Source organism: Novosphingobium sp. Sphag1I, from assembly GCF_056279125.1.
Window position 1 is genome coordinate 214,839 of the sequence record NZ_JBWBQS010000001.1, and the last position, 22,898, is coordinate 237,736.

A 22,898-nucleotide genomic window follows, 5' to 3' on the forward strand; every position below is an offset into this window, starting at 1 on the left:
AATGGCGCAAATGGCGCGTTCGGCTTTGGCTGTGGTCTCATCTCATGCAAGCGATCCGGTGGCCGCCGTGGACGAAGTCGTGCGCGAAATCGGCGCACAGGCATTGGCGGGGGGGCTGCTCTTTTGCTCGCACCGTTATGACCGCGATGACCTGGCCAAAGAGTTAACCCGCAGATTAGGGAAATTCCCCTTAATCGGCTGCACCAGCGCGGGCGAATTGACCCAGCGCGGCTATGACGAGGACAGTCTGGTCTTTATCGGTTTCCCTGCCGATGGCTTTGCGATGAGCGTGCTGCATTTCGACGATCTGGATGATTTCGATGTGGCCGAAGGGCGGCGCGCGGTGCGTGAATTGGCGGCGCAGGCGGCGGCTTCGGCGCGGCGGCTGGGCGAACAATTGCACCATGCCGCGATCTTTCTTGTCGATGGCCTGTCCCACCGCGAGGAATTGGTGACCATGACCGTTCAGGACGCGCTGGGCGATACGGTGATGGTGGGCGGATCATCGGGCGATGGCATGGTCTTTCGCGAAACGGGCGTTCTGGTCGATGGACGTTTCGTCAAGGATGCCGCCGTGGTGGCCATGTTGTCCAGCACGCGCCCGCTCCACGCCTTTTGCTCGCACCACTATCGCCCGCGTGAGGAACGGATGGTCGTTACCTCCGCCGATGCGCAGGCGCGAATCGTCTATGAAATCAACGCAAGGCCCGCAGCGCAGGAATATGCGCGTATCGCAGGGCTGGTCGGGGGCGATATTGACGCCGCCTTTTTTGCCGCCAACCCGCCGATGGTGCGCGCGGGCGGAGAATATCACATCCGGGCGGTCCAAAGTGCTAATGCAGACGGTAGCCTGACGTTCTATTGCGCGATCGACAATGGCATCGTGTTGCGCGTGGGCGAAAGGGTGGATCGGTTGGCACATCTGGAACGTTTGTTTACCGAGGTGGAAACCCGTGTGGGCGCCATCGACCATGTGATCGGTTTCGATTGCGTTCTTAACCGCGTGGACGCCGACAATCGCCAGATCACGCGCGAAGTGTCCCAGCTTTATGCCGCGCGCCATGTCGTCGGTTTCAACACCTATGGCGAACAATTCCGCGCCGCGCATAACAATCAGACGCTGAGCGGTCTGGCGATCGGTGCGTAACTTGGCAGAGGCGGATCGACCCACGCAGGCCGACATTGAGGCGCTATCCGAGCGCGTGAAGCAATTGGAAAAGATCAACGAGGCGTTGATCGACCGGGTGGAACGGTCCAGCGATGTTCAGGGCGGCGCGTTCTCGATGTTCGAGGCGGCCATTGCGCTGGAATCCATGGTGCGCGACCGGACGGCGGCGCTGGAAAATGCGCTCTCCAGTTTGAACGAGGCCAATGCCGATATGGCCGCCGCCCATCGCGATGCCGATGCGGCGCGGGTGCGTTTGCGCGATGCGATTGAATCCCTGCCCGATGGATTTGCGTTGTTTGACGCCGATGACCGGCTGCTGCTGCATAATGAAGCCTATCTGGAATTCTGGCCGGCGTTGCGGGGGCGGGATCTGTCCTCGCGGACGTTTGGCGAAATTGCGGAAATGGCGGCGCAGAGCGGGTTGCCGATCGGTTCACTGGGGTCGCAGGAGCGGTGGCTGGCCGATCGTCTGTCGCAACATGCCAAGGCCGATCGCGTGCATATTCAGGCGCTGGCCGATGGGCGCTGGGTCCAGATCAATGAATTGAAGACGTCCGAGGGTGGTCGCCTTGGCATCTATACCGATGTGACCGAGGTGAAGGCCGAGGATGCGCGCGAACGCGCCCGCGAACTGGCCGAACGCAACCTTGCGCTGCAAACCACGCTGGATACCCTGTCCGAGGGGGTTTGCCACTATGGCCTCGACCGGCGCTTGCTGGTGCGTAATCAGGGCATGGTCCGCCTGCTGGGTTTGGACGCGCGGGGCAGCAAGCGGTTGGAAAGCCATGATGGTCTGTTGTCTTATTGCCGCGATCGGTTGGGGATGGATCAGACATCCGTGCTGGAATGGCGCGAAACGGGCGAGCAGATGGAGGGGCCATGCGTTTTGGGCGGGCGGCATTTCATCATCCGTTCGACCCCGTTGGCGCCCGGCGGCATGGCGTTCAGCTTCGACGACATTACCGAGCGGGTTCAGGACCGCGACGCGTTGCGCGAGGCGGCCGAAATGCTGGAGCGGCGCGTGGCGGAACGCACCACTGCGCTTCAGGCCGAAATTGCCGAAAGGCGCGAGGTCGAGGCTTTGCTGCGCGCAGCCAAGACCGCGGCCGAACATGCCAATCGTGACAAGACGCGCTTTTTGGCCGCGGCCAGCCACGACCTGCTGCAACCGTTGAACGCGGCGCGCCTGTTTGTTTCGGCGCTGGCCGAGCGCCGCCTCGCCGCGCCCAGTCGGGCGTTGGTGCGGCAAACCGGCGTGGCGCTCGATTCGGTCGAGGATCTGCTCGAAGCCTTGTTCGAGATTTCGCGGCTGGACGCCGGGGCGATTACGCCGGTTTGGAGCGCGATTGAACTGGAACAGATGCTGGCCGCGCTGCGCATCGAATTTGCCGCCGTGGCGCGGGCCGAAGGGCTCTCGCTCGATATTCCGGTCACCGATGTCTGGGTGCGTTCGGACATTCGCCTGCTGCGTCGGATCCTGCAAAATTTCCTGTCCAACGCGATCCGTTATACCGCACAGGGTCAGGTGAGCATCATCGTCACCATCGAAAATGGCGCCGCGCGGATCACTGTGCGCGACACCGGGCCGGGCATTGCCCATGAAGATCAGGAAGCGATCTTCGAGGAATTCCGCCGTCTGGAATCGACCCAGCGCATTCCCGGCAAGGGTTTGGGCCTGGCCATTGTCCGCCGCGCCAGCACGATGTTGGGCCACCGGCTGGATGTCGAATCGACGCCGGGTCAGGGCAGCGCCTTTTCCGTGCTTGTGCCGCTGGCCGAAGCGCGCAGCGAAAAGGGCGGCGATACTTCACGCCCCGCCATGCGTGGCACCACGGGTACGCAAAGCCTGTTGGTCATCGACAATGATCCGGCCATTCTGGCGGGCATGGCGGCTTTGCTGCGCAATTGGGGGCACAAGGTCGCCACCGCCACCGGCCCCCATGATAAAGAGGCCGGCGAGGCGATTGCCGCGGGCATCGACATGATCATTGCCGATTATCATCTGGACGGTGATCTGCGCGGTGATGATGCGATTGCCATGATCCGCAAGGCCGCAGGCCAGGATATTCCCGCGCTGGTCATCACCGCCGACCGCAGCGATGAGGTCAAGGCATCGCTGGCGCAGGCGCGGGTGCCGATGTTGAACAAGCCGGTAAAGCCTGCGCAGTTGCGCGCCCTGATGCGCAATATGTTGGGGAATGGCGCGTAAAGGGCTGGGCCATTGCGGCCCAGCAGCATCGCCAAATCAGCCGGGGAAATTGACCCGATTGGCCATGATCACCGCCTGCGTGCGGCTGAACACGTTCAGCTTTTGCAGGATCGCCGAGACATGCGCCTTTACCGTCGTCATCGATACGTCAAGTTCATAGGCGATCTGTTTGTTCAAACGGCCCGATACCAAGAGGCCCAGCACGACCTTTTGCTGCGGCGTCAGGGTTGCGATCCGCTGGCGAATGGCGGCTTCCTCGCCGCTGCTGGCTTCTTCGACAAAATCGAAATCGGGGACATAGATTTCACCGGCCAGAACCTGACGCAGCGCTTCGACAATCTGGTCACGCTTCAGGCTCTTGGGTATGAAACCGGCGGCCCCCGCCGAGAGCGCTTCGCGCACGGCCGAACCGTCCAGCGTGCCCGACACCATCACCACCGGCACGGCGGGATGTTCTTCCCGCAACCCCTGCAGCGCGGAAAACCGTTTCGCGTCGGGAATGTTGAGATCCAGCAGCACCAGATCAACCTCGGCATTCTGGGCCAAAGCCTCGCGCGCCTCGGCGTAATTGCCCGCCTCCAGAATGTTGCACTGGGCAAAGCATCCTTGCAGGAGGGTCCGCATGCCATCGCGCACCAGCGCGTGGTCATCAACGATCAGGATGCTGTCGGGTGTTGCCATGGCAATCAGCATATCTCTCTGGTGGTACATGGGCGTCAATTCCAAAGATGAGCGGCGCGGAAAATTATCCCCGCGCCGCACGTCTCCTCAGTCCTTGGGGAGCTTGAACACCCAGAGCGAACCGCCCTGGCTGATTTCCTTGAAGGTCTTGGCGACCTCGCCGCCCCACAGCGGCACCGCGCCGCCCCAGCCCGACATCACGGCCACATATTGTTCGCCATCCTGTTCCCAGGTGATGGGCGAACCGACCACGCCCGAACCGGTGTTGAACTTCCACAGTTCCTCACCCGTCTTGGCGTTAAAGGCCTTAAGATAGCCTTCGGGCGTGCCGGTGAACACCAGATTGCCCGCCGTGGTCAGAACGCCGCCCCACAGCGGGGCCTTGTTCTTGTATTCCCACACGATCTTGCCGGTGGCCGGGTCCATCGCGCGCAACGCGCCGATGTGGTCTTCGGCAATCGGCTTGATGGTGAAACCGGCGCCCAGATAGGCCGAGCCCTTCTTATAGGCGATGGGTTCGTTCCAGATGTCCATGCCCCAGTCGTTGGACGGCACATAGAACAGGCCGGTGTCCTTCGAATAGGCCATCGGCATCCAGTTCTTGCCGCCAAGGAAGGACGGCGAGGAGAACACGACCTTGCCCTTTTCGGTGCCGCTGGGGGCGCCGGGGCGGCCATCGGCGGTGTAGTTCGGGCGGCCGGTCTTCAGGTTGATGCCATCGGCCCAGGTGGTCTGCATCACGAACTTGTGCGCGCCCAGCAATTTGCCATTGGTGCGGTCAAGGACGTAGAAATAGCCGTTGCGGTCGGCCTTGGCGCCCAGCTTCATCGGCTTGCCGTTGATGGTGGCGTCAAACGGGATGAATTCGTTCACACCGTCAAAGTCCCAACCGTCATGCGGCGTGGTCTGATAATGCCACTTGATCACGCCCGTATCGGGATCGATCGCCAGCGTCGAGGACGTGTAGAGGTTGTCGCCGGGGCGCAGGTGGCTGTTCCACGGGCCGGGGTTGCCGGTGCCAAAGAACAACAGGTTGGTTTCCGGGTCATATGTGCCGCCCAGCCAGGTCGCGCCGCCGCCGGTCTTGTACATGTCACCCTGCCACGTGGCGTTCAGCTTGCCGGTCATGCCATTGGGCTGACCCTTGAGCGTACCGATGTGGCCTTCGATGGTCGGACGGCTCCAGATCAGCTCGCCGGTGTCGACATTGCGGGCCTGCACTTCGCCGATGATGCCGAATTCACCGCCCGAATTGCCGGTGATCACCATGTCCTTGACGATCAGCGGCGCGGCGGTTGCCGAATAGCCGGCCTGATAATCCGAGGTGGTCTTGTTCCACAGCACCTTGCCGGTGTGGCGGTTCAGCGCGATGAGGTGAGCATCGAGCGTGGCGAAGATGATCTTGTCGCCATGGATCGCCGCGCCGCGGTTGACCACGTCACAGCAAGGCATGATGCCGTCGGGCAGGCGGGCGGTATATTCCCACTTCTTTTCACCCGTGCGCGCGTCAAAGGCGAAAACGCGCGAATAGGAACCCGTCACATAGATCGTGCCGTCATAGACCAGCGGCTGCGATTCCTGACCGCGCTGCTTTTCACCGCCCAGCGAGGCAGCGAAGGCAGGCACCAGCTTTTTCACATTGCTGGCGTTGAGTTGAGCGAGCGAGCTGAAGCGCTGGCCCTGCGGCCCAAGGCCATTGGTCAGAACGTCGCCGGGCGTGGCCGCGTCATTCAACAGATCCTGGCTGGTGGGGCCTGCGGCCATCAGCGGCCCGCTGGCAATAAGGCCGGCGGCCATCCCCAATGCCGCAAAGGATGCGACATAGCGCGAAATTCTGCCCTTCATCTCGACTCTCCTGTTGTCGTTCGCAATTGTTTTTGAACTGGTCGGTTGCGGGTCTTTGTGCGGCGCGCCCTCGCGCGCTTCTCCCCCGTGATGTTCAGCCTATCTGGCCTATGGCGTGCAGCAATTGGACCTTAGGCCAAGCTCAGAAAACGGTGAAAATCCATCTTATGTATCAGGCCGAAATGGCCGGACGCCATTCGACGCCATAGGCGGCAAAAATCGCCTTCAACTGGCCGTCATTGCTCATTTTCCCGATCATGCCTTCAAGGACATCGCCCAATGATCGGCTGTTTTCCTTGACCGCCATGCCAATGTCCCATCCTGGCGACTGGATGCCTTCCAACGCGCGTTTGCGGGCCTTGATGGCGGGGTTCTTCATGTCAAAGATCCCGGCCTCGACCTCGGCCTTGGTGGCGACGGCGACATCGGATTGCCCGGTGCCCAGCGCGAGCACGGCATCATGGCCGGTGTTGAAATGGGTGACGCTGGATCGCAACGTCCCGCCAAAGCTGGAAAGCAGATATATGTCGGGAATGGTGGCAACGGCGGCCGACAGGCGGCGTCCGCGATATTCCGGGGCGGGCACGTCGCAATCATGCTGTTCCGGCCCACAGGCGGCGGCAAAGCTTTCGCGGTAATAGGGGGCCAGAATCGCGCATTGGTCATTTTCGACCATCAATTGCCGGTCAAAGGGCACATGCATCATCACATCGGCCGGTTTGAAACCCAAAAGCCCCCCGCGCCATACCGCATTGCGCAGGTCGGTTGCCATATCATCGCCCGCGGTAAATTCCTGAATGTCCAGCTTTACCCCAAGCTTTTGCGCCAGCGTGCCCGCCAGATCGACGTCGATCCCGCGCAGATTGCTGCTGTTGTCGGGTTCGGACCACGACCACGGGCGGTTGTGACGATAGACCGCCACGCGCAGCACACCCAATTCGCGCACCTTGGCCAAAGGCGCGGCGGACAGCGGAAGGGGCGCCATCAGCGAAGCCATCCCCCCGGCCAGAAACGCCCTGCGTCCGATGGTGGTGGATGGATTGCCCATGTGTCGCCCCTCGCAATGTTATCGTTTTATTTTATAATAGAAAAATCAGTCGTCCGTGTGGCGCGTTTCCAACCAGCTGCGGATCGCCCAACCGGCCTTCTGGCCCAAGGCGTCGCCGAAGGGCGGCATGTACACCTTGCCGTCGCGGCTCGAACCGTGCTGGAAACGCTGAACGAACCATTCGTCGCCGCTGTCGCCCAGTTCAAGATAGCGCAGATCCGGCGCGATGCCGCCCGAAATCGCATCCAGACCATGGCAACGGGCGCAATTTTGACCAAAGGCCGACTTGCCGATTTCGGCGGCCTTGGCATTGCCGCGATAGGGGTTATGCGTCAGCCACTTGTCACCGATATCGGGCAGCGCGCTGGTGTCCACGGGCTGGGGCGTGACGTCGCCATGCGCGGCAAGGCGCGTACCGACGCTGGTAACGGCCAGCAACGTGGCGGCGGCAAGCATCGTCTGGGCGCGCGATATTTTGGCGCGTGACAGGCGCGTGAAAATTCCCGGCATGGTAGAGCTTCCTCTCATCTTTCTCACCACGAGGCGGCGCCGCTTTATCGGGCCCGCGTCTTTTGTCTCGATGGCGGACAGCTTATGATCCCCTTGCTCAGGTCTGTATTGGACCTTGGTGCTATTCATGGGCTGATAAGGGGGGATATGCTGCCATCATGACAAAGCGAACTGCGCAGAAATACGCGATTCCCGCCCTGCTTATTGCCATTTTGGGTAATACGCTGATCCCCTCCGCGATGGCGGAAACGGCTTACGTCTCGAACGAGCGTGGCAATTCGGTCAGCGTGATCGATCTGGTCGCGGCCAAGGTGGTGGCGACGTGGAAAGTGGGCCAGCGCCCGCGTGGCATTGCGCTGACCCGTGATGGCGCCCATTTGCTGGTGGCGACGGGGCTGGATAATTCGGTTGAGCTGCATGACCGGGTCAGCGGGGCGCTCATCACCCATCTGCCTTCGGGTCAGGATCCGGAGCAATTCTATCCTTCGCGCGATGGAAAATTGTTGTTTGTCAGTAATGAAGACGATGCCGCCATGACCGCCATCGATCTGTCCACGCGCCGCGTGGCATGGCAGGTGCCGGTGGGCAAAGAGCCAGAGGGCATCACCCAAAGCCCCGACGGCAAGGTGATCGTGGTGACCAGCGAGGATGGCCAATTGATCTCGTGGATCGATGCGGCCAGCCATCAATCCCTGGGCGATACAGAGACCGAGGCGCGCCCGCGCCATGTCGAATTTACCGCCGATGGGCGCGAATTGTGGATCGCGGCGGAAATGGGCGGCGTGGTCCAGATCGCCGATCCCGCCACGCGACAGATCACGGCCAAGATCGCCTTTGCCCCGCCTGGCGTGCAACCGATTCGCGTCATGCCCTGCGGCATCCGCTTTACGCCCGATGGCAAAAAGGCGGTGGTGGCATTGGGGCGGGCCAATCATATTGCCATCGTCGATGTGGCCGCGCGCCGGGTCGAATCCTATGTCAAAGTGGGTCAGCGTCCGTGGCATCTGGCCATTACGCCCGATGGCGGGCGGGCGATTGTGGCCAATGGCCTGTCCGATGATGTCAGCATCGTCGATCTGTCGACCAAGGCGGTTGTTGCCACGATTCCGGCGGGCGCCGGGGCATGGGGCGTGGCCATCGCGCCCTGAATCGATGCTTGTCTGATACCTTGGGATAAGTACGTTCTCCCAAGGTATCACGGTCCAAAGTCCAATTTAAAACGGGGGCTTTCGCACCTCATTCTCCCGTCACCACAGCAGATAAAAGTGGATCGACAAGGGAGAGTATCATGCTCTGGAAAGTTTTGCTCGGCACCGCGAGTGCCGTGGCCATGATGGGCGTTTCGACCACGGCCTATGCCGGTAATTCGCAGGCGCTGCTCAAGCGTTTGCATGACAAGGGCATCCTCTCGGACGCAGAATATGCCGAATTGATGAAGGATGAGGCCGAAGCGCCTGCGCCCGTGGCGGCACCCGTGGTGGCAGGGGACACCACCAAATTCGTGCGCGCCACCGACAGCGGCATCGGCCTTCAGGTCGGCCCGGCCACGATCAAGTTTTCCGGCTCGATCAATGGTTTCTATGTCTATGACAATGCGGCTAAGCCCGGCGCCAACACCGCCGTCACCGGCGGCATCGCCAGCGTGGGCGGCAACACCAGCGCGGTGCGCAACGGCCTGCTTCCCGGCTTCCTGAAGGTGGACGCCACCACGACCCAGAACGGATGGGATGTGGGCGCGCACTTCGGCATGTATCCGGGCATCAACAGCGCAGCATGGGGCGCGCTGGGCGCCAACAATGGTGGTCAGCCGACCGCTCTGGCCACGGCAGGCATCGACTTTCGCGAAACCTATCTGACCATCGGCCGCAAGGGTTTTGGTGAATTGAAGATCGGCCGCGCCATCGGCCTGTTCGGTTCCGAGGCGATTCTCAATGATATCACCCTGCTGGCTTCCGGCCCGACGGGCGGCAATGCGGCCCCGGCCAACACCACGCTGGGCCGCATCGGCACCGGCTATATCTATACCGATTTCCAGCCGCAGATGACCTATACCACCCCCAATGTCAGCGGGTTCCAGGCATCGGTGGGCGTGTTCCAGCCGCTCAACTCGCTGACCAGCGCGGCACAGAACAATTCCAGCCCGCAATTCCAGGGCAAGGTGACCTATGACGCCACGTTTGATGCGGTGAAACTGCATCTGTGGGCTTCGGGCATCACGCAGGAGCATAAGTTCGTCGCAGGCGGCAGCTATACCGGCCAAGGTCTGGATGTCGGCACCCGCGCCACGGTGGGTCCGGTCACGCTGGTTGGCACCTATTACACGGCCAAGGGGCTGGGTACGACGGTGCTGAACCTGTTTGACACCGACGCCAGCGGCAAGGCACGCAGCAGCGAGGGCTATTATGTGCAGGCCGCCGTCACGCAGGGCAAGTGGACTTTGGCGGGCAGCTATGGCGCCAGCTATCTCAACCATACCGGCGCGGCGGACCGCGGCGCCAACCCGACGCTGGTACGCGTGAACAGCAGCGCGGTGGGGCAACTGCGCTATGGTCTGAACAGCTGGGTGACGTTGATCGGCGAATATATCAACTCGAACGCCAAGGCGCATAATGGCAATTCGGCCACCAGCGACGCGGTGGCGTTGGGCGGCATTCTGTTCTTCTGAAGAGGGTTCCACTCCACAGAAGAAGGGCGCGCGGGGGAAGGCTCGCGCGCCCTTTTTTGTGCGCAGCATAAGTGTGGCGCGCATAGAAAAGGGGGCGAGAAGCCTTATGCTTTCCGCCCCCTTCTTGCGACCCTTGCGGGATGCTTATTTCAGCGTCTTGATCCAGGCGATCAACTCGGCGCGCTTGGCCGCATCCTTGATGCCGGGAAAGGCCATGGCGGTGCCGGGCACCATCTGCATGGGGCCGGCGATCCACTTGTCCAGATTGGCGTCATCCCACTTCAGGTTCGCCTTTTTCAGCGCCTCGGTATAATTGTGCTTACCCGTGGCGGCCTTCTTGCCATAGACGCCCCAAAGGCTGGGGCCGACCTTGTCCGCGCCGCCCTTTTCGGCATTGTGGCACACCGCGCAGCGCGAAGTGAAAGTGGCGGGCACAGGCGCGGGTGCGGCCGAAGCGGCGGTCGAAAACAGGGCAATGCCGCCCAACACGGCGGTCATCGAAATTGACTTCATGATGGCATCCTCGTTCTTCGGGGGTTTGCCATTTTATGCCAGAAGCCGGGGCCCAAGGTGTATTGCACTTTGGGCCGGATCGCGGGTTACCGCTGGGCGGCGAACCATGGGATCATGCGCTCAATTGCTTCCTTGACCAAGGGCGTGGACACGGCAAAGCTGAAGCGCATGAAGCGGTGTCCATCGACCGGATCGAAATCGACGCCGGGTGCGCAGGCCACCCCGGTTTCCTGCAAAAGACGGGTGCAGAATTCCATCGAGTCATTGGTCAGATGGCCAATATCCGCCCAGATGTAAAAGGCCCCATCGGGCGGCGCAATTCGCGCCAGACCCAACGCGGGCAGCGCCGCCAGCATCGCCTCGCGATTGGCGGCATAGGTGGCGATATGGGCTTCCAGCTCCTCGCCGCAATCAAAGGCGATCAGGCCCGCATGCTGCGCCAAAACCGGGGGCGTGAGCATCAGATTGCTCATTCGCGCATAGGCGGCGTCCACCAGATCATCAGGCGCCACCAGCCAGCCCAGACGCCAGCCCGGCATCGAGAAATATTTGGAGAAGCTGTTGACGATCAGCGCGTCCGGCGCATGAACCAGCGCCGAGACGCAAGGCCCGGTAAAGGACAGGCCGTGATAGATCTCGTCCGAGATGATGCGTATGCCGCGCCCCGCACAGACCGCCGCGATGGCGGCCAGTTCTTGCGGATCGATGATCGTGCCGGTGGGGTTGGCGGGGCTGGCGACGATGACGCCGTCGGGGGCGGGGTGGATGGCCTCAAGCGCGGCCGCCGTGATCTGGTATCGTTCCGCCGCGCCGCAGGGGATTTCGACCGGTTCCATATGCAGCGCGCGCAATGTATTGCGATAGGCGACATAGCCGGGCCGGGCGCAGACGATCCGCGCGCCCGGCGCAAAGGCGCTGGACAATGCCAGCAGCAGCGCAGGCGACGCGCCGCAGGTCAGGATGACCTGTTCGGGCCGGATGGTGACGCCCTGTGTTTCGGCGTAATGCTGCGCAATGCGTTCTTTCAGCGGCGCGCTTTCCCAGTAACCCTGCGCCTCGGTGTCCAGCACATGATGCGCCTTGGCCAGCGCGGCGGCGGGCGCGCTGGTTGATGGCTGGCCATATTCCATATGGATCACGCTGCGGCCCTCTGCCGCAAGCTTGTGGGCGAGTTGGCCGATGGCCATGGCGCGGAACGGTTCGATAGGGGCGGTCATACACCGCCCCTAGCAGGGTAACGCAGGCTTGATAATTCAGATTTTGGTATCCTGTTGGCGCGGCATGACAAACAGCGCCAAGGCCGCGACCAGCGAACCCACCGACATCACAATCGCCACCATCGGCAGCCCAAGTTTCGCATCGAACAGATAGCCCGCAATGATCGGCCCTGCCGCCGCGCCCAAACGGCCCACGCCGATGACAAAGCCGGTGCCCGTGCCGCGCAGGCTGGTGGGGAAACTTTGCGCGATCAGGGCGTAAAAGCCGACGATCACGCTGTTGGTGCAAAAGGCCGCCATGGCCGCGGCCAGCGACAGGCGGTTGAGATCGGCCGGTGATTGGCCAAACAGCGCCACCAGCACCACCGATGCCAGCATCATAACGATCAGCGCCGGACGCAGCGGCAATTTCAGCGCCGAGAAGGAAAACAGGATCGCCCCGATCAACCCGCCCACATTTGCCCACACCAGCACGCCGCCCGCCGCCGATGCCGGGAAACCCATGTCGCCGACAATCTTGGGCACCCATTTCACGATGAAATAGAAGGTCAGGATATGCGCGAAATAGGCCATCAGCAGCAACAGGCTGACGGCGCGCAATTTGGGGCCGAACAGGTCCAGGATGCGGGCCTGCGGCTTGTCGTGGTCCTCAACCGGCAGGGCATCGACCGTGCCATGCCCAAAGGCGCGCAATGAACGGTTGACCTTGTCCAGCGCGTCGGCGCGGCCACGGTGCATGATGGCCGACACCGGCTCGGGCATCAGCAAAGGCACCAGAGGCAGCAGGATCAGCGCCAGACCCGCGCCCAGATAGAACACATCGCGCCAGCCTCCGGTTTTCAGCATCATGCTGGCAATCGTGCCGCCCACGACCGCGCCCAAGGGATAGCCCGCCGCCATCAGCGCGACCGCCGCGCTGCGCCAGCGGTCATTGGCATATTCGGCCGCCACCGCATTGGTGGCCGCCAACATCCCGCCAATGCCCAGACCCGTAAACAGGCGGATCGCGGCCAGCGAGGGCACGTCCCACGACATGGGCGCGGCGATCATGCCCGCGGCCATGATGACAAGGCAGATGACCATGGTGGGAATGCGCCCCAGCCGGTCGGTCAACCGGCCCAGCAGGATCGAGCCGGCCGCCATGCCGAAGATTTCCATCGACAGGACATAGCCCAGCACCTTGCGTTCAACATGCCATTCCGCCGCAATGCCGGGCGAGGCAAAGCTGATCGAAAGCACGTCAAAACCGTCGAGCGCATTAAGCAGGGCGCACAGAACAATACCCACGATCTGACGCCAGCCCATCGGGCTGTCGGCCAGCAGGCGCCGGGGATCGATGGGGTTTACGGGCACAGAAGCCAAAATCTTTCTCCATCCTCTCGATGCCGCCGATTGTTGACGCGGCTTGGGTTTGTTGATGCCCGTTGTTGCGTGCGCCTGCAAGGGAATCGTGGCGCTTATTGGTTATGCTTCATAGCAATATGACAGGCTCATCCCGCGCGCAAGTCGCAATCAGGCACCATCTTGCCCTTGGGCGCTGTAATCTTTAGGCAGTTAGGCATGCTAGACCGTCTCAAATCCGCCTTCGACCCCTATATTCTTGCGCTGCTCTCGACGGTGGCTCTGGCCTCGGTGCTGCCTGCGCGTGGGATAGGGGCCACGGTGCTGGACCACGCGGCGGATGCGGCGATCGTGTTGCTGTTCTTTCTGCACGGCGCGAAATTGTCGAGAGAGGCGATTGTTGCAGGCGCGGGCCATTGGCGGCTGCATCTGGCCACGATGGGCACGACCTTTGCGTTGTTTCCGGTGTTGGGGCTGGGGCTGGCGGCGATTCCGGGGCTGCCCGCGCTGGTGGCTTCGGGGATGCTGTTCCTGACGCTGCTGCCTTCGACGGTGCAAAGTTCGATCGCCTTTACCTCGATTGCGCGGGGCAATGTGGCCGCGGCGGTCTGTTCGGCGTCCTTCTCCAATCTGGCGGGCATCTTCATCACGCCGCTGTTGGCCAGCCTGTTGATGGGCGGCAGCGGGGCCAGCATGTCGCTCGAATCGATTGAAAAGATCGTGCTGCAACTGCTGCTGCCCTTTGCGCTGGGCCATGGGTTGCGTCCTGTGATCGGAAAATTTGTGAGCAAGCACAAGGCGATGATCGGCTATGTCGATCGCGGCTCGATCCTGCTGGTGGTCTACACCGCCTTTTCCGCCGCCGTGGTCGAGGGGTTGTGGAGCCATCTGCCGCTGTGGGAACTGGGGTTGATTGCGGGCCTCAGCATTGTGTTGCTGGCGGTGGTGCTGGCCGCGACGTGGGGTCTTGGCGCGGCGTTGGGTTTTGATCGGGCCGACCGGATCGTGCTGCTCTTTTGCGGATCAAAGAAGTCACTGGCCAGCGGGGTGCCGATTGCGGGCGTGCTGTTCCCGGCGGCGCAGGTGGGCGTGGTCATCCTGCCGCTGATGCTGTTTCACCAGATCCAGTTGATGGCCTGCGCCGTGATTGCGCGGGGGCTGGCGCAAAGCGAGGAATAAGCCCCCCACGTTGCCGCAGGGGGCCTTGCGTCCTTACGCCTCAGCAGGCTGCTTGGCGCAGCGGGCGCTTTGTTCGGCGAAAACCGGATTGTCCAGAAGGAAGAAGATCTCCTTGGCGCGGGCCTCGTTGATTTCTTCGTCCGGCACGCTGGCCATGATCGCGTCAAAGCGGCGCTGCATGCCCGGCCCGAATTCCGGGTGGGTCAGGATATAGAGATCGTTGCGACGAATGCCCGCCAACACGCGCTCGCCCACTTCATCCTGGCTCATCCAAAGCGGCGAGACGGGGCGGGCTTCCAGCTCTTCCTCGCGCTTCAAATATCCGGTGTCCTGCTTCTTGTCCTCGGGGCGGAGTTCGCCCGAATGGGCGATGTTCGATTGCACCGGGCCGGGACAGAAGGCCGAAATGCCGATGTTGATGGCCGCCAACTCGCCGCGTGCCGCCTCGGTGATGCCGATGATCGCCGCCTTGGCCGCCGAGTAGATCGCCGAATAGGAGATCGGGATCAGCCCGCTTTGCGATGATGTGGTGACGACCTGACCGCCCTCGCCATGCGCCTTGATACGCGGCAGGATGGTGACGAGACCATTGATGACCCCGCCAAGGTTTACCCCCATGCCCCAGTCCCAATCGTCATAGCGCGCATCCATGATCGGCCCCATCACGCCGATCCCGGCATTGCCGACAAGGATGTGGATCTTGCCAAAGCGGCCTTCCGCCTTGTCGGCGGCGGCGGCATAGGCGGCGCGGTCGGTGACGTCCAACTGGACCGTTTCCACCTGATCGTCGGCACCCAGCGAAGCCTTGGCCTCGGCCAACGCACTTTCACGGATATCGGCGATCACCACATTGGCGCCTGCGTTCACCAGCGCGCGTGCAATGCCAAGGCCGATGCCATTGGCGCCGCCGGTGATGAACGCCGTTTTGCCGCGCACATCGGCCATCGGCGTTGCATTCGGGGCGGATGCGGGGGGAGTGTAAGCCATGATCCTCTCCTTCAATTTCGTGTGATTTAGTTCTTCAGACCCAGCATCTTGCGCGCCTCGCCCGGCGTGGCCAGATCCGCGCCCAGATGGTCGATCAATTCGACCGCCCAGTTGACCATATCGGCATTGCCTGCCGCCTGCTTGCCGCGCCGCAGATAGGTGCTGTCCTCGAACCCGGTGCGCACATGGCCGCCCAGCAGCACCGATTGCGCCGCCATGGGGAAGGAATGGCGCTGGATGCCGAAACCGGTGAAGGTGGCGCCGCGCGGCAATTGGTTCTTGGAATATTGCATTGCCTCGGGCGTGGCGGGCAGACCATATTTGGTGCCCAGCACAAAGGTGTAGGGCGCATTCGCGGGCAGGGCGCCCTCGGCAATCAGATCCTCGGCATAGACGAAATCGCCCGCTTCAAAGCACTCGATTTCCGGCAACACGCCCGCGTCCTGAATCATATGACCCAGGCGCGTGACCATCGGTTTCAGGTTGATCGCCGCCCCGCCCCACAGGTTCATCGTGCAAATGTCGAGCGTGCACATGTCGGGCTTCAGGTCGAGGATATGCTCAAGCCGCTTTTCCGCCGTGAACATCAACGTGCCGGGGCCGGGCAGGCTGGGGTCTTCCTCGCTCTGCATCCATGTGCAGCCCGGACCCGTGGTGACGTTCAGGATCACCTCGGTGTTCTTCGCCCGGATCAGGCCAACCACCTCGCGGTAATCCTCCAGCTCGGTGCTGGGATGGCCAGTTTCACGGTCGCGCACGTGCAGGTGGATGATCGAGGCCCCCGCAGCGGCCGCATCCAATGCCTCCTGCGCCACATGTTCGGGGCGGAACGGGAAATTGGGATGCTTGGGCAACGGCCATGGCGACCCGGTAACGGCGCAAGTGATAAAGACCTTGTCGGCCATTCTATGTCCTCTCCATTGGGGAATTCACGCAAAATGTTCTGATTCATGACGTATGCCCGTCTGACAGGTGTTGAACAGGCCTGTGTCTGTGCCATTATTAGGAGTAACAGGCAGACAGCACTTTCCTGCCTCGCCATATGGTGTAAGGGGCGGATGAAAACAAAATGGGCAAGAGGCATAAATCATGGCGCAAAGAGAGGAACTTACCCGCTTTCTAAAGGCCGCGCGGGCGCGATTGGCGCCAACGGACGTGGGCCTGCCCGCGGGTGAGCGCCGCCGCACACGGGGCCTGCGCCGCGAGGAAGTCGCCACGTTGGCGGGGATGAGCGTCACATGGTACACATGGTTCGAACAGGGGCGCGAGGTCCAGCTATCCGCCGCCATGATCGAGCGTTTGGGCAAGGCGCTGCGTCTTGAGCCGCAGGAGCGCGAATTCCTCTTTGCGCTGGCCCAGCATCGCCCGCCGCCGCTGACGGGCCGCGCCGACGAGGCCGTGCGCCCATCGACCCAGCAATTGATGGACAGTCTGTCTATCCCCGCGCTGGTGATTGTCGAGGATTGGACCGTGGTAGGCTGGAACGCGCTGGTGACCCAGCTTTTCCGCGACTATGCGCCCTTGCCGCGTGAAGAGCGCAACCTGTTCCGCATCCTGATGCTGAACGAACGCTATCGCGCCGACCCGGAGCGCTATCGTGAAATGGCGCGCCGTCTGGTTGCTCGCTTCAAGTGGGATTACAGCCGCACCGCCCAGCCGCAGGTGTTTGAGACGCTGATCGAGGAGATGCAGGCATCCTCCGACCTGTTCCGCGAATATTGGGAAGCCGCCGAAATCCGCAGCCATTTCGAGGATGTCAACAGCGCCACCCTGCCCGATGTGGGCGAGATCGCGTTCCACCATACATCCTATGCGATCGAGGAAGTGCCGGGCCAGCGCTTGATCCTGTTCGCCCCCGCCGATCCGGCCAGCGCGGCGAAATTGCGTCGTTTGAGCGCCGAAATGGTATGAAAAAAAGGGCGCGGTTTGTGCCGCGCCCCTCGCCTGATTACGCCGGAAGCGCGCCGATCACGGATTTGACCTCCAGATATTCCTCAAGGCCGAATTTGCCGAATTCGCGGCCATTGCCCGATTGCTTGTATCCGCCAAAGGGCATGTCCATCGCCAATCCGCCCGCGTTGACATAGACCGAGCCTGCGCGGATCTTGCCCACGATGGTTTTTGCCACGGCCGGATCGCCCGCGATATAGGCGCCAAGGCCATAGGGCGTGTCATTGGCAATGGCGACCGCCTCGTTCAGATCCTGATACGGCAGGATGACCAGCACGGGGCCGAAGATTTCCTCGCGCGCAATGGCCATATCATTGGTGACATTGGCAAAGACGGTGGGCTTGACGAAATAGCCCTTTTCCACGCCTTCGGGGCGGCCCAGCCCGCCGGTGACCAGCGTGGCGCCTTCCTCAATGCCTTTGGTGATCAGGGCCTGGATCTTGTCGAACTGCGCCTTGTTGACCACCGGGCCGATATGGCCGCCCTCGGTCAGCGGATCGCCGACTTCCTTGCTGCCAAAGATTTCGCCCGCCAGTTTTGCCGCCTCGTCATGCTGCGACACATGGACCAGCATGCGCGTGGGCGCGACACAGCTCTGCCCCGAATTGAGCAGCACGCCGCCGCAACCGCCGGGCAGCGCCTTGTCCAGCGGCGTGCCGGGCAGGATGATGTTGGGCGATTTGCCGCCCAATTCCTGCGTCACGCGCTTGACCGTGTCGGCGGCGGCCTTGGCCACCATGATCCCGGCGCGGGTCGATCCGGTAAAGCTGACCATGTCGATGTCGGGGTGGGCCGCGATGGCCGCGCCCACGCCCGGCCCGTCGCCCTGCACCAGATTGAACACGCCCGCCGGAACGCCCGCCGCGGCCAAAACCTCGGCAAAGACGGCGGCGCAGGTGGGGGCTTCTTCCGAAGGCTTCAGGACAATCGTGCAGCCCGCCGCCAGCGCCGGGGCGACCTTGGCGACGATCTGGTTCATCGGCCAGTTCCACGGGGTGATCAGGCCCACCACGCCGATCGGTTCGCGCACGACCTTGTTGTCGCCGATCTTTTCCTCGAACTCATAGCCCTGCAACGCGGCCAGCGCATTGGCCAGATGGCCCAGACCCGATCCGGCCTGTGCGGTCGAGGAGGTACTGATCGGGCAGCCCATTTCGGTGCTGATCGCTTCGGCAATGTCGCCGATGCGCGCCTTGTACGCTTCGATGATCGCGCCCAGCAGCGCAATGCGTTCTTCCTTGGTGGTCTGGCTGAAGGTTTCAAAGGCGCGGCGCGCGGCGGCAACGGCGGCGTCCACGTCGGCGGCCGTGCCCAGCGTGATCTGGCTGGCCGCGCCTTCGGTGGCCGGGTTGATGACGGTGTGGGCGGTGCCGCCGATGCTGTCGACCCATTGGCCGTCGATGAAATTCTGCGGATAGTTCTTCATGGGGAGGGTCCTTTTATCAGGCAGGAATCAGGCCAAGCTCGGCATCGCCGGCGGCGTGGCCCCATTTGTCGCGGGGGGGCATGGGGCGGGTGTCCCATGGCGGATCGAGGGTGAAGCTGGAGATTTTGCGGCCTTGCGGGATGCGGCCATTGCCGCCGCCTTGGGCATAATCATAATAGAGCGTCATCAGTTCGCGGTGGGTGTGGATCGCCTTGACCGCAGGATGATCCAGACATGCTTCGCGCCAGCGTAGCAGGCGGGTAAGGTGCTGCGGCACCGCATAATCCTCGTAATATTCAAGGAACCACAGGCGCTTGAACATGGGCGCAAAGGCAACCTCGGCCCAACCGAAACGGTCGAAAAGGAAATCCCCATCGGGCGCATAATCGCGCAGGAAAGCATCCAGCCGGGCATATTGCGCATCGACCTCGGCCTTCAACGCATCGCGCTGCGCCGGATCACGGTTCAGGATCATCCGGTATCCCGCCCCGGTAAACGCCCCATCCGTGGCGCAGAGCATCTGTTCCACCGCATGTTCGTACGGGTCGGCGCGGGCAATGCGGATGTCCGGAAAGCGATCATCGAAATAGCGCATGATGACCATGCTCTCTTTCAACGTCTCGCCATTTTCCAGCTCCAGCGCGGGCAGGGCGGTGGTCCCGCGCGTTTTGCGCAGCAACCATTCCGGGCGCGGCTTTGAAATGTCGATGTCGTGATGGGCCAGCCTGTCGGCCAGCCCTTTCAACGACAGCAAAATTTCCACCCTTTCAGAAAAGGGGCAGCCCGGAATGTGATACATGCGCAAGACCCCGCCGGGCGGTTCCTGTTCGCCAGAGGTGTGCGTCATGCGTCGGCCTTCTCACCCTTACCCGTGATGTGGTTGGTTTCGGCGCGGGTGCTGGCCGGACCCGTATTGCGCTTGACCAGACCGGCCACCAGCGACGGCCCCTTGGCAAAGGGTTCAGGATCGCCCTCGCGCAGTTTCAGGCCGAACAGCGGGCTCATGCCCGGAATACGGCCCAGACCGCCGTAAAGGTCGAAACCACGGTCGATCCAATCGCGCAGCGGGTCATCCTCGGTCATCGGCGGAATGTCGGCCACGCTGGCGCACCACAGGAACACGGCCAAGGCGCGATAGTCGGCATAATTGGGCGTTTCCCCGCCCAGCCACTTGTGCTGGCCCAAAATGCCGCGCAGCAATTCGAGTTCGGGCAGCACCTTGGGCAAGCGGTCTTCGCGGCCGGCGGCAATGTCTTCCAGCTTGCGGTTGCCAAACATGCGTTCACGCGATTCGGTGATATAGGCGTGGTCGCATTCCATCGCGCGGCTGCGATATTGCAGGATATAGCAGGTCATCCACGGCCCGATCGCGGTCTTCCACAGCCATGTTTCGAGGAATTGCGCCAGCACCTTGACCGAGGGATCGCCGATCAGCGTGGGGCGGTCGGGATATTTGGCATCCAGATATTCGGCGATCAGCCAGCTATCGAGCACATATTCGCCATCATCACAAATGACCGGCAGCCGTTCCGAACGTCCGCCCGTGCGTTCCAGAATGCCGGTGAACCCGCCGGGCACCACATCCAGATCAAAGCCCTTGTGCCGAACCGCATATTTCGTCGCCCAGACGAAGGGGCTGGTGGTGCAGCCGCTCTCGTGATTGAGGTCGAAGAAGGTGATCTTATTATCCTTGGCCATGAACCGCTCCCGCTGGTTTGCTTGTATTATGGGTTCGTTTGTATGTCTTACTGTCAATTTGGGGCAAGGTTTGCGCGCTGCCAAGGGGGAAATGAATACTATCAGTGCAAGTAACAGGATGGGGCGCCCGTCCTGATCGACGTTCCTGTCACTGCCAATGATAGCGGGGGTGATGGCCTTGTTGCGGGGCGCGGGGCGTGTTTGCTGGGACGATCACATCACAAGGATGCCGCGATGCTCGAACTCTTCACGTCCGAAACGCCCAATGGGTGGAAGATCACCATTCTGCTCGAAGAACTGGGCGTGCCCTATAAGGTTACCCCGATTTCCCTGACCAATCAGGAGCAGAAGACGCCGGAATTTCTGGCTATCAACCCCAATGGCAAGATCCCGGCATTGGTCGATGATGGGTTTGCGGTGTTTGAATCGGGGGCGATCCTGCTTTACCTTGCGGAAAAATTCGGGCGATTCATCCCCGCCGATGTTCAGGGCCGCAGCCGCGCGATCCAATGGGTGATGTGGCAGGTGGCCGGTCTTGGCCCGATGATGGGGCAGGCGACGGTGTTCAACCGCTATTTCCCGGAAAAATTGCCCTCGGTGATCGACCGCTATACGCGTGAAAGCCGTCGCCTGCTGGGCGTTCTGGATGCGGCGCTGGAGGGGAAGGATTATCTGGCGGGCGACTATTCGATTGCCGACATCGCCTGTTTTCCGTGGGTGCGGGGGCATGAATGGGCGGGGGTGACGCTGGACGGCCTGCCCAATGTTGCGCGCTGGATGGCCGATATTGGCGTACGGCCTGCGGTTCAGCGCGGCTTGCTGATCCCCACGCCCCCGACGGCGGAGGAGATGGCGGCCAAGACCACTACGCAGGGCAAGGCCATTCTGGCCTAACCACGCAGGGCAAATCCATTCTGGCCTAATAGCCTTCGAACAGGTCCAGGAAGGCCACCACGTCATTGTCGGTGGCGATGAACAGGCCTTCCTGCACCTCGGCGGGTTGCTGTTCTGCAATGCGCATGGCTTCGCTCAGCGGGCCATAGAACAGGGTGGTGGCCGCCCCGCCTTCCGGTCCGCCATCCAGATGATAGAGGCGGACCGAGGCATCCTGAAACGTGGTGCGCATTATTTGCGCGCCATGGCAAAGGGGCTGAAAGCCTGCGCCACGGGCATGATCTCGATCGTGTTGACGTTCAGATGCTCGGGCAGGCGCAGCACCGCCTCGACCGTTTGCGCGACATCATCGGCCGACAATGGCTTCATGCCGGCATAGACTGCGGCGGCCTTGTCCTTGTCGCCGGAGAAGCGGACCTCGGAGAATTCCGTTTCGCACGCGCCCGGTTCCAGCGAGGTCACCTTGACCGGCGTGCCCAGCAGATCCGCGCGCAGGCCCAGCGAGAACTGGCGCACAAAGGCCTTTGTGCCGCCATAAACATTGCCGCCCGGATAGGGATAGGTGGCCGCGACGCTGGACACGTTGATGATATGACCGCGCCCGCGCTCGACCATGCCGGGCAGGACTGCGCGGGCGATGCGCACCACGCCCGACACATTGGTTTCGATCATGGTTTCCCAATCCGACAATTCCGCCTGATGCGCCGGACCAAGGCCCAGCGCCAGGCCTGCATTGTTGAACAGGATGTCGATCCCGGCAAAATCAGCGGGCAGGGCGGTGAGCAGCTTTTTCCCGCAGTCCTTTTCCGTCACATCCAGCGCCAGCGTGAACAGGTGATCCGTCTCGGCCTCTGCGGCCAGTTCATCCAGACGTTCCTGACGGCGGCCCGTGGCAATGACCCTGGCCCCACCCGACAGCAGCCGCAGTGCCACCGCCGCGCCAAAGCCCGATGTGGCGCCCGTCACCAGTGCAATGCGTCCCTGCGCCCAATTGGCATTATCACTCATGACCGGCTCCTGCTGCGTTGCAATATGGGCGCAGGAGATAGGGAGCCTTGGCGACGCAGGCAAGCCTTTAGGCCAAAGCCGTCAACCGCCCGCCGCGCTGATTTCGGCCAGCGTTTCGGCCTCCAGCTTTTTCAATTCGGCCACGGTTTCCTCAATTGCCGCGCGCTGTTTGGACAGCAGTTTCAGCCTTTCACGGATGCGGCGCAGCAAAAGGCGCGATTGTTCGACATGTTCGGGGTCGGCATCATAAAGATCAAGGAATTCCTTGATCTCGCGGATGGTGAAACCCAGCCTTTTGCCGCGCAGGATCAATTGCATCCGGGCCACCTCGCGCCGGGCATAGATGCGGGTGTTGCCCACGCGCTGCGGCTCGATCAGCCCTTTGTCCTCATAAAAGCGCAAGGTGCGATGGGTGACGCCCAACATGGCCGCTACATCCTGAATCCCCATCAGGTCGCGATCCGCATTCGGCGGTACAGTCATTTCCACTGCATTGGCGTCCATCACACGATCCCCCATCACCCTATTCGACCAAAATGCAGGCTCTTTCGCAAGTGCC

General features: G+C 62.1%; 22 protein-coding genes. 7 read left to right on the forward strand and 15 right to left on the reverse strand.

Features of this window, described 5'->3' with window-relative positions:
- The first annotated feature begins 10 nt into the window (after window positions 1–10).
- Both ACZ9HU_RS00965 and ACZ9HU_RS00970 read left to right on the forward strand, forming a co-directional pair.
- The gene (locus ACZ9HU_RS00965) at window positions 11–1,147 is read left to right on the forward strand and encodes an FIST N-terminal domain-containing protein (RefSeq protein WP_476101770.1); all 1,137 of its coding nucleotides are present in this window, start codon (window positions 11–13) and stop codon (window positions 1,145–1,147) included.
- A complete protein-coding gene (locus ACZ9HU_RS00970) occupies window positions 1,140–3,377 on the forward strand; it encodes a hybrid sensor histidine kinase/response regulator (protein ID WP_476101264.1) in 2,238 nt (745 codons plus the stop codon). The genes ACZ9HU_RS00965 and ACZ9HU_RS00970 overlap by 8 nt, the downstream gene beginning before the upstream one ends.
- Before the next feature lie 36 nt (window positions 3,378–3,413).
- Here ACZ9HU_RS00970 and ACZ9HU_RS00975 read toward each other — a convergent pair whose 3' ends face one another.
- The 4 genes from ACZ9HU_RS00975 to pedF form a co-directional block, all read right to left on the reverse strand.
- Window positions 3,414–4,088, reverse strand: a complete 675-nt coding sequence (locus tag ACZ9HU_RS00975) for a response regulator (RefSeq protein WP_476101266.1) — start codon at window positions 4,086–4,088, stop codon at window positions 3,414–3,416.
- A gap of 57 nt (window positions 4,089–4,145) precedes the next feature.
- Entirely contained in the window at window positions 4,146–5,903 is a 1,758-nt protein-coding gene (locus ACZ9HU_RS00980; protein WP_476101268.1) for a methanol/ethanol family PQQ-dependent dehydrogenase, read from the reverse strand.
- Between the two features lie 172 nt (window positions 5,904–6,075).
- Window positions 6,076–6,951: a substrate-binding periplasmic protein gene (locus tag ACZ9HU_RS00985; protein ID WP_476101270.1), complete on the reverse strand. Its 876-nt coding sequence runs from the start codon at window positions 6,949–6,951 to the stop codon at window positions 6,076–6,078.
- 45 nt (window positions 6,952–6,996) lie between these two features.
- Window positions 6,997–7,407 carry a cytochrome c-550 PedF gene (pedF, locus tag ACZ9HU_RS00990; protein ID WP_476101772.1) on the reverse strand — a complete coding sequence of 137 codons (411 nt, stop codon included), beginning with the start codon at window positions 7,405–7,407 and terminating at the stop codon, window positions 6,997–6,999.
- Between the two features lie 293 nt (window positions 7,408–7,700).
- Here pedF and ACZ9HU_RS00995 point away from each other — a divergent pair, with 293 nt between their 5' ends.
- Both ACZ9HU_RS00995 and ACZ9HU_RS01000 read left to right on the forward strand, forming a co-directional pair.
- Window positions 7,701–8,609, forward strand: a complete 909-nt coding sequence (locus ACZ9HU_RS00995) for a PQQ-dependent catabolism-associated beta-propeller protein (protein WP_476101774.1) — start codon at window positions 7,701–7,703, stop codon at window positions 8,607–8,609.
- A 140-nt stretch (window positions 8,610–8,749) separates the two neighbouring features.
- Complete coding sequence (locus ACZ9HU_RS01000; RefSeq protein ID WP_476101272.1) at window positions 8,750–10,126, forward strand: porin family protein; 1,377 nt, start codon at window positions 8,750–8,752, stop codon at window positions 10,124–10,126.
- 144 nt (window positions 10,127–10,270) lie between these two features.
- Here ACZ9HU_RS01000 and ACZ9HU_RS01005 read toward each other — a convergent pair whose 3' ends face one another.
- The 3 genes from ACZ9HU_RS01005 to ACZ9HU_RS01015 all read right to left on the reverse strand — a co-directional run bounded on the left by ACZ9HU_RS01005 (window position 10,271) and on the right by ACZ9HU_RS01015 (window position 13,209).
- Window positions 10,271–10,639 carry a c-type cytochrome gene (locus ACZ9HU_RS01005; protein WP_476101274.1) on the reverse strand — a complete coding sequence of 123 codons (369 nt, stop codon included), beginning with the start codon at window positions 10,637–10,639 and terminating at the stop codon, window positions 10,271–10,273.
- A gap of 86 nt (window positions 10,640–10,725) precedes the next feature.
- Entirely contained in the window at window positions 10,726–11,856 is a 1,131-nt protein-coding gene (locus tag ACZ9HU_RS01010; RefSeq protein WP_476101276.1) for a pyridoxal phosphate-dependent aminotransferase, read from the reverse strand.
- Window positions 11,857–11,892: 36 nt separating this feature from the next.
- Window positions 11,893–13,209, reverse strand: a complete 1,317-nt coding sequence (locus tag ACZ9HU_RS01015) for an MFS transporter (RefSeq protein ID WP_476101777.1) — start codon at window positions 13,207–13,209, stop codon at window positions 11,893–11,895.
- Between the two features lie 207 nt (window positions 13,210–13,416).
- Between ACZ9HU_RS01015 and ACZ9HU_RS01020 the strand changes: the two genes are divergently transcribed.
- Window positions 13,417–14,376: a bile acid:sodium symporter family protein gene (locus tag ACZ9HU_RS01020; RefSeq protein WP_476101278.1), complete on the forward strand. Its 960-nt coding sequence runs from the start codon at window positions 13,417–13,419 to the stop codon at window positions 14,374–14,376.
- A gap of 33 nt (window positions 14,377–14,409) precedes the next feature.
- On the opposite strand, the gene ACZ9HU_RS01025 is transcribed toward ACZ9HU_RS01020, so the two are convergent.
- Both ACZ9HU_RS01025 and ACZ9HU_RS01030 read right to left on the reverse strand, forming a co-directional pair.
- Window positions 14,410–15,363, reverse strand: a complete 954-nt coding sequence (locus ACZ9HU_RS01025) for an SDR family oxidoreductase (protein WP_476101280.1) — start codon at window positions 15,361–15,363, stop codon at window positions 14,410–14,412.
- A gap of 26 nt (window positions 15,364–15,389) precedes the next feature.
- Complete coding sequence (locus ACZ9HU_RS01030; RefSeq protein ID WP_476101282.1) at window positions 15,390–16,268, reverse strand: beta-keto acid cleavage family enzyme; 879 nt, start codon at window positions 16,266–16,268, stop codon at window positions 15,390–15,392.
- 184 nt (window positions 16,269–16,452) lie between these two features.
- Between ACZ9HU_RS01030 and ACZ9HU_RS01035 the strand changes: the two genes are divergently transcribed.
- A complete protein-coding gene (locus tag ACZ9HU_RS01035; protein ID WP_476101284.1) occupies window positions 16,453–17,274 on the forward strand; it encodes a helix-turn-helix transcriptional regulator in 822 nt (273 codons plus the stop codon).
- Between the two features lie 37 nt (window positions 17,275–17,311).
- On the opposite strand, the gene ACZ9HU_RS01040 is transcribed toward ACZ9HU_RS01035, so the two are convergent.
- From ACZ9HU_RS01040 to ACZ9HU_RS01050, 3 genes are read right to left on the reverse strand one after another with little or no spacing between them, the layout of a single operon-like run.
- A complete protein-coding gene (locus tag ACZ9HU_RS01040) occupies window positions 17,312–18,739 on the reverse strand; it encodes an aldehyde dehydrogenase family protein (RefSeq protein ID WP_476101287.1) in 1,428 nt (475 codons plus the stop codon).
- Window positions 18,740–18,755: 16 nt separating this feature from the next.
- Complete coding sequence (locus ACZ9HU_RS01045) at window positions 18,756–19,586, reverse strand: glutathione S-transferase family protein (protein ID WP_476101291.1); 831 nt, start codon at window positions 19,584–19,586, stop codon at window positions 18,756–18,758.
- Window positions 19,583–20,437: a beta-etherase gene (locus ACZ9HU_RS01050; protein WP_476101294.1), complete on the reverse strand. Its 855-nt coding sequence runs from the start codon at window positions 20,435–20,437 to the stop codon at window positions 19,583–19,585. The genes ACZ9HU_RS01045 and ACZ9HU_RS01050 overlap by 4 nt, the downstream gene beginning before the upstream one ends.
- Before the next feature lie 234 nt (window positions 20,438–20,671).
- Here ACZ9HU_RS01050 and ACZ9HU_RS01055 point away from each other — a divergent pair, with 234 nt between their 5' ends.
- Complete coding sequence (locus ACZ9HU_RS01055) at window positions 20,672–21,331, forward strand: glutathione S-transferase family protein (RefSeq protein ID WP_476101297.1); 660 nt, start codon at window positions 20,672–20,674, stop codon at window positions 21,329–21,331.
- Window positions 21,332–21,356: 25 nt separating this feature from the next.
- Here the strand turns inward: ACZ9HU_RS01055 and ACZ9HU_RS01060 are convergent, their stop codons facing one another.
- The 3 genes from ACZ9HU_RS01060 to ACZ9HU_RS01070 all read right to left on the reverse strand — a co-directional run bounded on the left by ACZ9HU_RS01060 (window position 21,357) and on the right by ACZ9HU_RS01070 (window position 22,858).
- The gene (locus ACZ9HU_RS01060) at window positions 21,357–21,563 is read right to left on the reverse strand and encodes a hypothetical protein (RefSeq protein ID WP_476101300.1); all 207 of its coding nucleotides are present in this window, start codon (window positions 21,561–21,563) and stop codon (window positions 21,357–21,359) included.
- Window positions 21,563–22,339, reverse strand: a complete 777-nt coding sequence (locus ACZ9HU_RS01065) for an SDR family NAD(P)-dependent oxidoreductase (RefSeq protein ID WP_476101304.1) — start codon at window positions 22,337–22,339, stop codon at window positions 21,563–21,565. Before ACZ9HU_RS01065 ends, ACZ9HU_RS01060 begins: the two co-directional genes overlap by 1 nt.
- Window positions 22,340–22,420: 81 nt before the next feature.
- A complete protein-coding gene (locus ACZ9HU_RS01070) occupies window positions 22,421–22,858 on the reverse strand; it encodes a MerR family transcriptional regulator (protein ID WP_476101307.1) in 438 nt (145 codons plus the stop codon).
- Between the last annotated feature and the right edge of the window lie 40 nt (window positions 22,859–22,898).

Coding starts and splice junctions, on each gene's coding strand:
- ACZ9HU_RS00965 (WP_476101770.1), top strand. CDS start 11: ATGGCGCGTTCGGCTTTGGCTGTGGTCTCATCTCATGCAAGCGATCCG.
- ACZ9HU_RS00975 (WP_476101266.1), bottom strand. CDS start 4,088: ATGTACCACCAGAGAGATATGCTGATTGCCATGGCAACACCCGACAGC.
- ACZ9HU_RS00980 (WP_476101268.1), bottom strand. CDS start 5,903: ATGAAGGGCAGAATTTCGCGCTATGTCGCATCCTTTGCGGCATTGGGG.
- ACZ9HU_RS00985 (WP_476101270.1), bottom strand. CDS start 6,951: ATGGGCAATCCATCCACCACCATCGGACGCAGGGCGTTTCTGGCCGGG.
- pedF (WP_476101772.1), bottom strand. CDS start 7,407: ATGCTTGCCGCCGCCACGTTGCTGGCCGTTACCAGCGTCGGTACGCGC.
- ACZ9HU_RS00995 (WP_476101774.1), top strand. CDS start 7,701: ATGGCGGAAACGGCTTACGTCTCGAACGAGCGTGGCAATTCGGTCAGC.
- ACZ9HU_RS01000 (WP_476101272.1), top strand. CDS start 8,750: ATGCTCTGGAAAGTTTTGCTCGGCACCGCGAGTGCCGTGGCCATGATG.
- ACZ9HU_RS01005 (WP_476101274.1), bottom strand. CDS start 10,639: ATGAAGTCAATTTCGATGACCGCCGTGTTGGGCGGCATTGCCCTGTTT.
- ACZ9HU_RS01010 (WP_476101276.1), bottom strand. CDS start 11,856: ATGACCGCCCCTATCGAACCGTTCCGCGCCATGGCCATCGGCCAACTC.
- ACZ9HU_RS01020 (WP_476101278.1), top strand. CDS start 13,417: ATGCTAGACCGTCTCAAATCCGCCTTCGACCCCTATATTCTTGCGCTG.
- ACZ9HU_RS01025 (WP_476101280.1), bottom strand. CDS start 15,363: ATGGCTTACACTCCCCCCGCATCCGCCCCGAATGCAACGCCGATGGCC.
- ACZ9HU_RS01030 (WP_476101282.1), bottom strand. CDS start 16,268: ATGGCCGACAAGGTCTTTATCACTTGCGCCGTTACCGGGTCGCCATGG.
- ACZ9HU_RS01035 (WP_476101284.1), top strand. CDS start 16,453: ATGGCGCAAAGAGAGGAACTTACCCGCTTTCTAAAGGCCGCGCGGGCG.
- ACZ9HU_RS01040 (WP_476101287.1), bottom strand. CDS start 18,739: ATGAAGAACTATCCGCAGAATTTCATCGACGGCCAATGGGTCGACAGC.
- ACZ9HU_RS01045 (WP_476101291.1), bottom strand. CDS start 19,586: ATGACGCACACCTCTGGCGAACAGGAACCGCCCGGCGGGGTCTTGCGC.
- ACZ9HU_RS01050 (WP_476101294.1), bottom strand. CDS start 20,437: ATGGCCAAGGATAATAAGATCACCTTCTTCGACCTCAATCACGAGAGC.
- ACZ9HU_RS01055 (WP_476101297.1), top strand. CDS start 20,672: ATGCTCGAACTCTTCACGTCCGAAACGCCCAATGGGTGGAAGATCACC.
- ACZ9HU_RS01060 (WP_476101300.1), bottom strand. CDS start 21,563: ATGCGCACCACGTTTCAGGATGCCTCGGTCCGCCTCTATCATCTGGAT.
- ACZ9HU_RS01065 (WP_476101304.1), bottom strand. CDS start 22,339: ATGAGTGATAATGCCAATTGGGCGCAGGGACGCATTGCACTGGTGACG.
- ACZ9HU_RS01070 (WP_476101307.1), bottom strand. CDS start 22,858: ATGGGGGATCGTGTGATGGACGCCAATGCAGTGGAAATGACTGTACCG.